This is a genomic window from Wolbachia endosymbiont of Nilaparvata lugens (assembly GCF_007115045.1).
Classification (GTDB): domain Bacteria; phylum Pseudomonadota; class Alphaproteobacteria; order Rickettsiales; family Anaplasmataceae; genus Wolbachia.
Window position 1 is genome coordinate 1,130,209 of the sequence record NZ_MUIY01000001.1, and the last position, 12,834, is coordinate 1,143,042.

The following is a 12,834-nucleotide window of genomic DNA, read 5'->3' on the forward strand; positions in this document are numbered from 1 at the left end:
CTTAGAACCTGTACGTGATCTCAAAAAAAGGATAGAATGAGAGGATAAAGTATATAAAGTAGGATATGCGAAATTTATATCCAAGTGATATAAGTCGAGAAAAGTTTGAGATTATTGTAGCAGATCTGGAGTCTTGCAGGAAGAGAACAAAGCCAAGAACACTTGATTTATATGATGTATTTTGTGGAGTATTATACGTCTTAAAAAGTGGCTGCCAGTGGAGAATGTTACCAAAAGAGTTTCCAAAATGGCGGAATTGTTACGACTATTTTAAGAAGTGGAGTGAAAAAGCAGATGCAAATAAAGAAAGTGTTCTGGAGCTGGTATTAAAAAAAAATAGTTGGCGTGGTCCGACAAAACAATGGTCGGAAAGAAAAAACCAGCTTCTGCATAATTGATGCACAAAGCGTAAAAAATGCAGATACTGCTGAAGAAAAAGGCTATGATGCAGGCAAAAAGTTTCAGGAATAAAACGCCATATTGCGTTAGATACGCAAGGTTTACCCCACGCAATTTATATAACAACGGCAGAAATAACTGATCGTAGTAGCGCTGTGAGAATGGTTAAAAATGCTAAAGAAAACCTATCTGAAGTTAAAAATATACTAGTTGATGCTGGCTACACAGGAGAAAATTTTGCAACACAAATAAAAGCAACTATTGGCGCTACCGTTGAAGTAATAAAGCGAAACGAATTACACACCTTTGTCGTATTGCCGAAAAGATGGGTTGTTGAGAGATCTTTTGCTTGGTTGCAAAAATGTAGGCGATTGTGGAAAAATTGCGAGCGGAAACTCAACACTAGCCTGCAAATGGTCGTTCTTGCTTTCGCTGCTTTGCTTCTGAAAAGATTATGAACAGGCTCTTAGAATCATCCAACTTTGTAAACAAATTAACTCTTACCATATCATTTACAGAACATGTATTAGTTGGAATTGGATGAGCATAGGTGCTTTTAAACATAAAATAACTCCATCAGTAAATAAATTTATCAAACAATTAAACATAGAATAATGTGTGTATTAACAATACACACATTGTATTACTTTTATAGAAAATAAATATTCGAGTCTGCCGCTTGTGTATTGTGATCAGTAGCAAGAACCATGATTATGCTAGAGTTCAATGCATCCACACATTTATCACATTCAGTATTGTCGTAACATTTACCCACAATTTTGCCATCTGAAATCCTAAGGTCATTTCTAGTACTCGCAATAATTTCCGCACATTCCTTAGAACTCATACCTGTTTCCTTAGAGGTTTTCAAATTGAGAATCTTATCCGTTCCTGGCAAGGTTGATATTGCAAGCTTTTTTATGTCAAATGGTATCGATTTATCATCATCTTTAGATTCAGGCTTAGGTTCAGGCTTAAGTTCCGGACAAGGTGGACAAGCAGGAGCAGGTGGACAAGCAGGAGCAGGTGGACAAGATGGTATATTTATATCGGGAAGCTGTATATTTAACTCAAGTCCATTATCGTACGGGTTAAATCGATTATAGTCAGATGGATCAAAGTTATGACACCATGGATTGAATTTATGATGATGCCGTGGATCAATCATCAAGCTCTTACGTGCGGAAGTACAAGGGTCTATACATGAAGAAAAATTGTAAGTCATAAAAATCCTAAAAAAATAACTATCTTACTATTACAAGATACAAAAGTTAAAGATTTAATAACTTGATTGCTAGATCTAGTATATCACTAATGTTACGATTTAAATTTCCCCTCAGCTCTTATTGTATCTTCACCAACTTTTCATACAGCCCATCTTTACTCATTAGAGAGTCATGAGTTCCTACTTCTTCTACCTTTCCGCAATTAATCACTATAATCTTGTCAGTTTTGAGTGCGGTTGATAGCCTGTGCGTAATTATAATTGTTGTTCTATTTTGCATTAATTTACTCAGTGCTTTTTGCACTAGGTTCTCACTTTTATAATCAAGAGCAGAAGTTGCTTCATCAAGTATTAAAACCTGAGGGTTTTTGAGTATGGCCCTTGCTATTATAATACGTTGTTTTTGTCCTTCAGAAAGTTTCAGTCCTCTTTTTCCTACAAATGTATCAAATTTATCCGGTAGCTTATCAATAAATTCCATCGCATAAGCGCTGATAGCTGCTTGCTTCACCTCTTCATATTCAGCACCTGGTTTACCATATAGTATATTTTCCATTATTGAACAAGAGAATATCATATGGTCTTGTGGCACTAAGCCAAACAACGATCTGAGGTCATTTAGCGCAATTGATTTAATGTTGTGACCATCAATAGTAATGCTACCTTTATTTGGATCATGAAAACGGAGCAGAAGTTTTAAAATGGTGCTCTTGCCGCTGCCAGATGGTCCAACAATTGATACTGATTGGCCTGCCTCTATAGAAAATGATACGTTATTTAATGCTGGCTTATCAGCATAAAAAAATGTTACATCGTTAAACGCAATTTCTTTTTGAATACTATTAATTCTTATAGGATTTTCGCCATTTACTATAGAGCTTTTCATGTTCGTAAACTCAAACAAACGCTCTACAATTCCAAGACCTCGTTGTAAATCACTGATATTATCGCTCAAATTATTTATAGCTCCTGCCGCAAGCGCTGAATAAAACACAAATGAGGAGAGTTCTCCAATGGTCATATTATTACTTAAGACTTCTTTTATTCCAAAAAAAAGCAAAATAACTAGCGAACCTATCACACACGTGATAACTAGAGTTACTAAAATAGCACGCAAGAGTACTAATTTTACGTATGATTTTGATACTGAGTTTAGATGTTTCTGAAAACGAATTTTTTCATTTTCTTCTAGTACAAATGATTTAATGGTTACTATAGATCTAAAATTTTCCTCACTAAATGATGCAAGCTCACTTAATTTATCCTGAGCAAAGCGTGCATAATTGCGTACTTTTTTCCCAAGTGAAGTCATGACAATGAGCAGTATAGGTATTATTGCAGCCGCATATGCGGTTAGATGTAGATTTGTATACAACAGCATTGCAACACTACCAGTTAGTACCACAAAATTCCTCAATATTGTCAATAAGCTGCTGTTTATTATCGATTGCAATGCAGAGGTATCAGTAATGAGTGCTGAGATAATATCTTGCACACCTGTATTCTCAAAGAAGCTTGGTTGTAAATCAGTAATACTGCTATATAAGTCATATCTGATTCTTGCGATAACTTTTTCGCTGCCAACACCAATAAAATATAACCGAATAAATGCAGTGAAAGAAATGCCTAAAACTATCAGTATTGCAACTAATAATTTGGTAGTAAAGTCATGCTCTGTACCAGAATCAATTATGTTGCTTAAGCCTCTACCAAAAAGAAGAATCGTTAAAGCTGAAAATAGAACTGCAATAAAAGCTATGCTAAAATAATGTAGACTAGGTTTTATATAGTAAAATAGCTGCTTAATGTTAGATCGCATTTTATTTTAAAGTTAAGTATTTAGCTTCAGGAAAAAGTTACAATATTAGTTTACAGTGTACTTCGTTAGAGCAATACGTTCAAGAAACTTTAGCTTGATTTCTACTCAAGGAAAAACGCTGCGAAATTACAGAAAGTTAGCAAAAAAACTACTGAATAGACCAGAGTTTATTTTGTTCCAATGTGTAACGCCACTATTCCATAGCTCATATTATAGAACTCAACATTCTTAAAGCCTACCTCTTCAATTTCCATTTTAAAATTAGTTTGAGTTGGAAATTCTCTTATGCTTCTTACTAGGTATTCATAAGAACCCTTATCTTTAGCAACTATGCTACCAATTTTAGGAATTACTTTAAATGAGTATAAGTCATAAAATTTGGTGAATATCTCATTTTGATAATGCATAGGGGCAAATTCCAAGCAGACAAATTGTCCATTTGGCTTTAGTACCCTATATGCTTCACTTAAAGCCCTCTTACGGTCGGAAAAGTTTCGAATACCAAAAGCTACTGTATAATAATCAAATTCGGAATCTTCAAATGGTAAACTCTCTGCATTTGCACATACCCAATTGAAATTTAGCTGATTTGAATCTATAGCTTTATCACGCCCTTTGTCCAGCATGTTTTGATTTATATCACATACTGTAACTTGAGCACTTGGCTCCCCTCTTGCTATTCTTATAGCTATATCTCCTGTTCCTCCAGCAATATCCAAAACCTTGGAGTGCTTTTTAAAATTCACACTACTTACCATCTTCTCTTTCCATAGCCTGTGCATTCCAAGGCTCATTATATCATTCATGATGTCGTAGCAATTTGCTACAGAATCGAAAACCTCTTTAACTAGTTGTGATTTATCCATATTTTATATAGAGATTGCTTACATAATTATTTTAAACTTTAGCAGTTAAATTAATATACTAATGAGAAAAATATACTACAATTAAACATATTTAATCCAGTAAATCATTAGTGTCGACAGCTTTTTCACAAAATATCATCTCCCTTATTATGATATTATCTGTAGCAGTTGTTGATATGGCAACAGACTTATACTCAGTTGCATTGCCAAGTATTGCCAACTATTTTAAGGTGAAAGGTAATATAGCGCAGCTTACGATCAGTTTAAATTTAGTAGGAATTGCAATATCTGGATTAATTTATGGCCCATTGTCAGACTATTATGGCAGGCGCCTAATAATGCTGATTGGTATGACAATTTTTACTTTAGCAAGTATTGTATGTTGTATAGCTGATAATATTATACTTTTAATATTAATCCGGTTTATACAAGGGGCTGGAGCTGGTGTTGCAGGCGTTGTCGGATATGCAGCAATCAGGGATATGTACTCAGGTAGTGAATACTCAAGAGTAATCTCAAAGTTAAATATGATAGTAGCACTTTCACCTGGAATAGCTCCAGTGGTAGGCAGTGATATAATTTCACATGGTTATAGTTGGAAGTTTTTGTTTTTTATCATATCACTTGCCGCAATTATTATGCTCATTTTTATTTACTTGAAGCTACAAGAAACGCTGACCGTAAATAAAAGTAAAGCCAGTATTAATATCTTCAAGCAGTATATATTAATATTTAAGAATTATCGTTTCCTTGGGTTTTCAGCCATTCATGGATTAACTTTCATGTGGCTTTGGGCATACATTGCTAACTACCCGTTCATATTTGAATCAATGGGCGTTGAAGTACAATATTTTGGCTATCTCATATCAATCATAGTTATATTTTACATAATTGGAACTTTAATTAATAGAAGGTACGTACCAAAAATAGGAGTGAGCAAGATGTTAATAATAGGTTTGGTATTACCGATGATATCGGATGGTTTATTGGTATATTTTTATCTCACAAACAAGTTAAGTGTACTTATTCTTCAAGTTCTTTGGATTCCGAGTAATATCGGGCTCGCACTCGTAATCAGCAATAACGTAACTTCTGCTTTAGAAACAATCAAAGGTATAGGGCTTGGTAGTGCAATCCTCTCATTCTGCAATATGATGTTTGGAGCTGTTGGAATATACGTAGTAGGAAGATTCTTTTCTTATGGCATTTTACCAAATTTACTGTTAACAGTTGCATGTTCTACAGTTGCAGTTTTTGTATATAGCTTATTAAAATATACTGAAAAACACAAAAAATAACCATTGCTCGTACAGCCTACAGCTCATAAATTATTAACTACTTTACTATAACAATGCAATTTTATAGAGAAGCGTGGGATGAGTGGCAATTCTATTGATTATACATATTTTAACGGCTCCCTAAATCAGAGTGAGGAAGCTCGATTAGCTGAAAAGACTAATAAAGTTAGGAAAATCTTCTTAGAACCTGTACGTGATCTCAAAAAAAGGATAGAATGAGAGGATAAAGTATATAAAGTNGGGAATTTACATGCCGTCAATCACCTTGTATCACTCCACTTATAGCACTTTCAACACTTATGGAGTCTTTCCCTGAAGAGAGCTATTAGGACGTTGTTTATTATAATATTCTTCCCAATCCCTAAGCTTGACTTGCAATTCATAATCCTTAATGTTAACGCTACTATAAAATTCATCTAAATCTGTACGCTGCGCTCTTTCTACTTTACCATTTAAATGTGGGGAAAACGGCTTAATTGGACGGAATTTTATTTTCCATTCTTTTAGACACTCTTGCACTTCGTAAGCAAAAAACTCTATCGGTCTGAATCCTTTGACAATGAAATGGAGCCCTTTCCCTTAATTGTTTTAGGAAATCCAGAGTATTTTTTGAAGTACGCCTTGAGTATAATGCGATAACTTTATAACGCGTACAATCATCTATAGCAGTATATTGATAAAGCCCCGAAGATATTTTGCAAACATCCATTTGTACACGCTCTCCTGGCACTTTGCAGTTATAACGCTTAATCTGCTTGCGATAGTGGCGCTTAATACGTAAAAGACTTACATCGTGTTTCTTCAAAACTTTGTGTATAGTAGCCAATGCAAAAGAGATATCATGTAAACGCTTTAATTCAGCTTGAATACGTCTTGCTCCTAATTTTCTAGCTTTTCTCAGATAAAGAATGAGCTGTTCATTTGACTTGTTGATTTTTTGTAAGGGTAAAGTTTTAGGCCTGCTACTAAGGTTTGACAATCCCTGTTCACCTAGCTTTTCATAACGTTTGTACCATTTTCGTAAGGTAAAGCGTGAAATGTTATAGTGTTGACATACTTTGCCTGCATGACCTAATTTTTTGTATAATTCTATCCAATTCAGACGCAACTTAACTTTGGTATCCATTTACTGATTGCCTCTTGTTGATGAATTTATTCATATTACTGTAATAAGGTATTTAAACTACCACAAGTCAAAGTTTTTATTTTATCTTACATTTTTGCTGTAATAACCTCTATGAATCACACAAAATTAACACATCTCTTTCAAAGGCTCTATATTAAAAATAGAAAGCCCAGAAGCGATTAGGTGCGCTAAGGCTTGGACGAGAAACATTCTTGCAGCGGTGAGGTTTAAGTTATTCTCCAGTATAAACCGCATATTTAAATCACTCTTGCCATATCCCCATAAAACGTGAAATGCTTCTGCAACTTCAAGTAAGTAGAAAGTAATTCTGTGTGGCTCATAAAGCCTTGCCGCTGTTTCTACCACATCTGGCCACTTTGCTAAGGTTTTTATGAGGAATAGCTCTCCATCTGTCTTTAAAAGTGAAGGGTCTGCTGCTGGGAGCTCTCTTGGAGCATTACGCATTAACGAATGAGCACGAGCGTGCGCATATTGCACATAAAAAATAGGGTTGTCTTTTGACTGTTCTTTAACTTTAGCAAAATCAAAGTCCAAGACCATATCATTCTTGCGTGTTAACATTATAAAACGAGTTATATCCCTTCCAACCTCTTCCACTACATCCCTGGCTGTAAGAAAGTTTCCTGATCTTTTGGACATCTTAACAGGTTTGCCATTCTCAAAAAAATTCACAATATTATGCAGTTTTACCTCTATCTTTGCTTCTAGCGCAGAGACAACTGCTTTGAGTCTTTTGACATAACCACCGTGGTCACTGCCAAGCTCCACGATCATGTTGTTAAAGCCACGTGATATCTTATCGAAATGATAAGCGATATCTGAGGCAAAATAAGTCCAACTGCCATCCTCTTTTTTTAGTGCACGATCAACATCATCACCAAATTTTGTGGAGCAAAACAACATTTCTTTTCTAGAAGTCCAATTTTCACTTTCTTTACCTTTTGGTTTTTCTAGGTACCCTTCATACACTAGACCCTTGTCAGACAATATCTTTATACTCTCTTCAATTTTGCCACGTAGCTCATACTCTGAAGTAAAGACATCATGATTTACTCCAAGCAAGCTCATGTCCTCCTTTATGAGTTCTAAAATAGAACTTAAAGTATATTCTCTAATTATCTGGTTATCTTCCTCTGCTCTAAGCTCCTTGCCATATTTTTTAGCTAATCCCTCTCCTATTGGCTTTAAATATTCACCTGGGTATAAACCCTTTTCAATGCTAATTTTTTCTCCTAGAGCTTCCTTATACCGCAAATATACTGACCGAATTAGCGTATCTATCTGCGCTCCAGCGTCATTGATATAGTACTCCTTAGTAACATTATAGCCAACTTTCTTTAGTAAATTTGCCAGAACATCACCAAACACTGCTCCTCTTGCATGACCAATGTGCAGTGGACCTGTTGGATTTGCAGATACAAATTCAACATTGATGGCCTGATTGTTCCCTATATCTAGAGTGCCAAACTCTGCTTTCAGCTCATTTATTTGTTTTAAAATCCCATGCCATACCTCTATTTTTAAGTGCATATTGATGAACCCAGGACCCGCTATTTCCACTTTTGCAACTTCATCAAAAGATTTAAATTCTTCTGCTAAGATCCCTGCAATCTCAACTGGATTCTTTTTTTCATGCTTTGCAAGCACCATAGCAACATTTGTGTAAATATCTCCATGCGCTCTATTGCTCGGAGGTTCTACAATAAAGTTTGTTGCATTCGTGCTTATAACACCCCTTTGCTTTAATTCACCTAATTTGCCAGAAATTAGAGAAAAAATCCGCTTAAAAATGCTCATTCACTATACTGTTATAAAATCTATAGCAGTATAGCGGACAAGTGGGGCTAGTTGAAGATTTATCTTAACTATTTTACCTTCCTGGATCAGGAATTTATATTAAGTCGTTGCTGTCACTATAGTGAGGGAAAGCCATACTTTCACCTTCACTAAAATACACTTCTTCTTTCTCTATTTCCGCCTTAATACTGTCTTTTAGCTCTTTCTTAGTATCATTACCAATCTCAAACTTAAGACTTTTCTCTAGTTCATTCTTAATACTTTCTTTTAGATCATTCTTAGTCTTATCATCAATCTCAAACTTAAAACATTTTTTCAGTTCATTCATAGTCCTGTCATCAATCTTACACTTAAGATCTTTACCACATTTATCATGAATCAACTTACTCTTATTGACTTTAGAACCTGTACGTGATCTCAAAAAAAGGATAGAATGAGAGGATAAAGTATATAAAGTAGGATATGCGAAATTTATATCCAAGTGATATAAGTCGAGAAAAGTTTGAGATTATTGTAGCAGATCTGGAGTCTTGCAGGAAGAGAACAAAGCCAAGAACACTTGATTTATATGATGTATTTTGTGGAGTATTATACGTCTTAAAAAGTGGCTGCCAGTGGAGAATGTTACCAAAAGAGTTTCCAAAATGGCGGAATTGTTACGACTATTTTAAGAAGTGGAGTGAAAAAGCAGATGCAAATAAAGAAAGTGTTCTGGAGCTGGTATTAAAAAAAAATAGTTGGCGTGGTCCGACAAAACAATGGTCGGAAAGAAAAAACCAGCTTCTGCATAATTGATGCACAAAGCGTAAAAAATGCAGATACTGCTGAAGAAAAAGGCTATGATGCAGGCAAAAAGTTTCAGGAATAAAACGCCATATTGCGTTAGATACGCAAGGTTTACCCCACGCAATTTATATAACAACGGCAGAAATAACTGATCGTAGTAGCGCTGTGAGAATGGTTAAAAATGCTAAAGAAAACCTATCTGAAGTTAAAAATATACTAGTTGATGCTGGCTACACAGGAGAAAATTTTGCAACACAAATAAAAGCAACTATTGGCGCTACCGTTGAAGTAATAAAGCGAAACGAATTACACACCTTTGTCGTATTGCCGAAAAGATGGGTTGTTGAGAGATCTTTTGCTTGGTTGCAAAAATGTAGGCGATTGTGGAAAAATTGCGAGCGGAAACTCAACACTAGCCTGCAAATGGTCGTTCTTGCTTTCGCTGCTTTGCTTCTGAAAAGATTATGAACAGGCTCTTAAAACATATCAGCAATGATGTCCCTGTTATGTCAGTTGAGGTTCTTAACACCTATGATTTTGGAAAAGAATATAATGATATATTCAAACAACCAAACAGTATTCATGTACAATTTGGAGATGTTGGAGATAAAGTATTAATTTACTCATGGCCTCGTTACAACGAGTTTGATGAAAGTAAATGGAAAAATTTTTTATCACAACTAACAAAGGATCATAATCTAAAATTTATTGGAACTGGGCCACTTGAGTTTAAATATGAAGGTTTTAACTACAATGTGTATCCTCCAGCTTTCAACTTTTCACAAAAAGAAATATCTTCAAGACAAATCAATAAAGTTTATACCCTTTTCAAAGCGACAATTTCTGATGATTATAAAGATTATGAACCTTTAGCTTTCAGCTTTTCACAAGAAGAAGTAAATAAAATTATAGAAAATATTAAAAGATCTCATAAGTCAATAAAAAAGCAAGTCATTGACCATTACCAATCATCAGGAAAAGATTTTGTTAAAAATGATTTAGACTTCATAAAGATTGGTACCGATATAAATAATAAAACAAGATTTAGTTCTGTAATATATTTTAACAAACCCAATGGTGTTAATGAAATTAAACTAGAATTATATAAAGCGACTCCCTTACACTTATTTGCTAAGCTTGGGGACAGTTTTTCTCAGCAGCTAGAAGATGATCTAGATAAGGGGGCAGATGTTAATGCAATAGATGAAAGTGAAAAGACCCCTTTACATTATGCTGCTAAAAATGGTCATATAGAAATAGTAAAAATTCTATTAGCAGTAGACGGAATCGATATCAATGTAAAAGACAAGGATGAAAAAACTCCTTTTGATTTAGCTAAAACAGAAGAAATAAAAGCTCTATTATTACAAATCATAGAAAAAACTGATGACAGTTCAGCATCGACAGATAGTGAAGGAGATCAAGAGGAAGATACTGAGCAAGAAGGTAATGTGCAACCAGTGATACAAGTAGAAGAAAAATCACAGGAAATCATTGTAGAAGAAGTCAGTGATGTACAAATTGAAGATGCTGATAATGGACATTCTATTGACATAGCACTTACACAAAATGGTGTTAATCCACGAAGTGAATCATCAACAAATGAAGAACAGCCGAGCTCTTTTTTTGATAATTTGCTTAATATAATTATGAAGCCCTTTTCTTTAATTGCATCATTTTTTGGTGGATTTTTTTCATGGTTGTTTGGATCTGATGAACCATCAACTGAATCTGCTCAAATAATTACACCAAGTAACTCAGGAGGAGAGGAGCTAACAAACTATCAAGAGGGTGATAATAATATTATATAATAGATTTCTTGCATAACTGGAATGCAAAGAAAAATCAGTTTCAAGTGAACCCCTTATCTGTGTAATTCATAGAGGTTATTACAATTGACTTGTCAGATTGAGTCTGAACTAGTTGGCTTGTTAAGAGATTTGGATTTTTGAAGTGATTGTAGTTTCTGATTGTGTTTATAATTTTGCATGACAAACGACTCTTTTGATAAGATATAGTTTTTCACTTAAGCAAGGAATCGTATTTTCCAGTTCCTTATATTTTTCCCAAGGAGTTTTTCCTTGAAGAGCGCTATGAGGGCGGTGTTTATTATAATACTCTTCCCAATCCCTAAGTTTAATTTGCAATTCAGAGCTCTTGATGGTAACACTGCTGTAAAACTCATCTAAGTCTGTACGCTGTGCTCTTTCCACTTTACCATTTAAGTGTGGGGAAAACGGCTTAATAGGACGAAATTTAATTTTCCATTCCTTCAAACATTCTTGCACCTCATAAGCAAAAAATTCTTGCCCTCTATCAGTTTGAATCCTTTGGCAATGGAAAGGTATTCTTTCTCTTAGTTGTTTTAGGAAATCTAAAGTGTTTTTTGAAGTACGTCTTGAATATAATGCAACAATTTTATAACGTATCTATAGCAGTATATTGATAAAGCCCTGACGATATTTTGCACACATCCATCTGCACACGCTCTCCAGGTACTTTACAGTTATAACGCTTGACCTGTTTGCGATAATGACGTTTAACATGCAGAAGACTTACACTATGTTTTTTGAAAATTTTGTGTATAGTAGCCAATGACAATGATAAATCATATAGACGTCTTAACTCGGTTTCTTGCCCCTAGCTTTCTAGTTTGTCTTAGATGAAGAATAAGCTTGATTCATTGATCTTTTGCAAAGGTGAAGTTTTAGGCTTACTACTGAGATCTACTAATCCTTTTTCACCTAACTCTTCATAACGTTTGTACCATTTACGTAAGGTAAAACGTGAAATACCATAATGCTCTTTCCTGCATGACCCAACTTTTTGTATAGTTTTATCCAACTCAGACGTAGTTTAACCCTAGATTAACTAATTTATCCTTTGCAATTGTAATAAGGTCTATACACTACTGCAAATCCAAATTTCTATTTGACCTTACATTCTTATTGTAATAACCTCTATGAATCACACATATTAAAGCGCACTGAGTTACATTCTTTTGCTGTACTGCCAAAGAGATGGGTTGTCGAGCGTTCTTTCGCTTGGTTAGAAAAATGTAGACGATTGTGGAAAAATTGCGAGCGTAAACTTAACACTAGCCTACAGATGGTCGTTCTTGCTTTCACTTCTCTACTTCTCAAAAGATTTTAAACAGGTTCTTAGAAGACTGCTCCTCTCTCTTTCCTTTTTATTTTATTATCTTAGTATTAACTTACTCATAAATTATTGACAAGTACTAATAATTTAATTATTATTAGTATAATATTAATAATGAGGAAGAAAAATGCTTACTAATGATTTATCTGATAATAACATACCTGCATCAGCTCCGCCACCTCCCCCGCCTCTATCATCTACAGGTTGGGTAAAAAATTGTAGGCAAGCGGAAAATAACGATAAAAATGGAAAAACTTCTGGTAGTATTGCATCAGAAAATAGCAGTCGCACTGAACCAAAAAAAGGAGAGTAGACCAGGAGAACTTCCCTCCTGGCCC

10 protein-coding genes and 4 pseudogenes are annotated in these 12,834 nt (G+C 34.7%); 6 read left to right on the forward strand and 8 right to left on the reverse strand.

The window, feature by feature from the left end:
• Positions 1-65 precede the first annotated feature (65 nt).
• A pseudogene (locus tag BWZ41_RS05595) lies at positions 66-857 on the forward strand (IS5 family transposase).
• Between the two features lie 191 nt (positions 858-1,048).
• Here BWZ41_RS05595 and BWZ41_RS08095 read toward each other — a convergent pair.
• The 3 genes from BWZ41_RS08095 to ubiE form a co-directional block, all read right to left on the reverse strand.
• The gene (locus tag BWZ41_RS08095) at positions 1,049-1,624 is read right to left on the reverse strand and encodes a hypothetical protein (RefSeq protein ID WP_241653927.1); all 576 of its coding nucleotides are present in this window, start codon (positions 1,622-1,624) and stop codon (positions 1,049-1,051) included.
• A 118-nt stretch (positions 1,625-1,742) separates the two neighbouring features.
• Positions 1,743-3,443 carry an ABC transporter ATP-binding protein gene (locus tag BWZ41_RS05605; RefSeq protein WP_143689659.1) on the reverse strand — a complete coding sequence of 567 codons (1,701 nt, stop codon included), beginning with the start codon at positions 3,441-3,443 and terminating at the stop codon, positions 1,743-1,745.
• A gap of 167 nt (positions 3,444-3,610) precedes the next feature.
• Positions 3,611-4,309, reverse strand: a complete 699-nt coding sequence (ubiE, locus tag BWZ41_RS05610; RefSeq protein ID WP_143689660.1) for a bifunctional demethylmenaquinone methyltransferase/2-methoxy-6-polyprenyl-1,4-benzoquinol methylase UbiE — start codon at positions 4,307-4,309, stop codon at positions 3,611-3,613.
• Between the two features lie 149 nt (positions 4,310-4,458).
• Between ubiE and BWZ41_RS05615 the strand changes: the two genes are divergently transcribed.
• Positions 4,459-5,607: a Bcr/CflA family efflux MFS transporter gene (locus BWZ41_RS05615; RefSeq protein ID WP_143689661.1), complete on the forward strand. Its 1,149-nt coding sequence runs from the start codon at positions 4,459-4,461 to the stop codon at positions 5,605-5,607.
• Positions 5,608-5,904: 297 nt separating this feature from the next.
• Here the strand turns inward: BWZ41_RS05615 and BWZ41_RS08725 are convergent, their stop codons facing one another.
• The 4 genes from BWZ41_RS08725 to BWZ41_RS05630 all read right to left on the reverse strand — a co-directional run bounded on the left by BWZ41_RS08725 (position 5,905) and on the right by BWZ41_RS05630 (position 8,972).
• Positions 5,905-6,126: an integrase core domain-containing protein gene (locus BWZ41_RS08725; protein ID WP_241653928.1), complete on the reverse strand. Its 222-nt coding sequence runs from the start codon at positions 6,124-6,126 to the stop codon at positions 5,905-5,907.
• On the reverse strand, positions 6,080-6,733 hold the full coding sequence (locus BWZ41_RS05620) for a helix-turn-helix domain-containing protein (protein ID WP_241653929.1): 654 nt from the start codon (positions 6,731-6,733) through the stop codon (positions 6,080-6,082). Before BWZ41_RS05620 ends, BWZ41_RS08725 begins: the two co-directional genes overlap by 47 nt.
• A 126-nt stretch (positions 6,734-6,859) precedes the next feature.
• Complete coding sequence (gene argS, locus BWZ41_RS05625) at positions 6,860-8,551, reverse strand: arginine--tRNA ligase (protein ID WP_143689662.1); 1,692 nt, start codon at positions 8,549-8,551, stop codon at positions 6,860-6,862.
• Between the two features lie 94 nt (positions 8,552-8,645).
• Complete coding sequence (locus BWZ41_RS05630; RefSeq protein WP_241653930.1) at positions 8,646-8,972, reverse strand: hypothetical protein; 327 nt, start codon at positions 8,970-8,972, stop codon at positions 8,646-8,648.
• A 41-nt stretch (positions 8,973-9,013) separates the two neighbouring features.
• On the opposite strand from BWZ41_RS05630, the pseudogene BWZ41_RS05635 reads away from it, so the two are divergent.
• Together BWZ41_RS05635 and BWZ41_RS08105 are read left to right on the forward strand one after the other, a co-directional pair.
• A pseudogene (locus BWZ41_RS05635) lies at positions 9,014-9,805 on the forward strand (IS5 family transposase).
• A complete protein-coding gene (locus tag BWZ41_RS08105; RefSeq protein ID WP_241653931.1) occupies positions 9,802-11,148 on the forward strand; it encodes an ankyrin repeat domain-containing protein in 1,347 nt (448 codons plus the stop codon). The pseudogene BWZ41_RS05635 and the gene BWZ41_RS08105 overlap by 4 nt, the downstream one beginning before the upstream one ends.
• A 92-nt stretch (positions 11,149-11,240) precedes the next feature.
• On the opposite strand, the pseudogene BWZ41_RS08570 reads toward BWZ41_RS08105, so the two are convergent.
• A pseudogene (locus BWZ41_RS08570) lies at positions 11,241-12,186 on the reverse strand (integrase core domain-containing protein).
• Positions 12,187-12,310: 124 nt separating this feature from the next.
• Here BWZ41_RS08570 and BWZ41_RS05650 point away from each other — a divergent pair.
• Together BWZ41_RS05650 and BWZ41_RS05655 are read left to right on the forward strand one after the other, a co-directional pair.
• Positions 12,311-12,490 (forward strand): annotated as a pseudogene (locus BWZ41_RS05650) (transposase); the annotation flags it as partial.
• 133 nt (positions 12,491-12,623) lie between these two features.
• On the forward strand, positions 12,624-12,809 hold the full coding sequence (locus BWZ41_RS05655; protein WP_143689663.1) for a hypothetical protein: 186 nt from the start codon (positions 12,624-12,626) through the stop codon (positions 12,807-12,809).
• Positions 12,810-12,834: the final 25 nt, after the last annotated feature.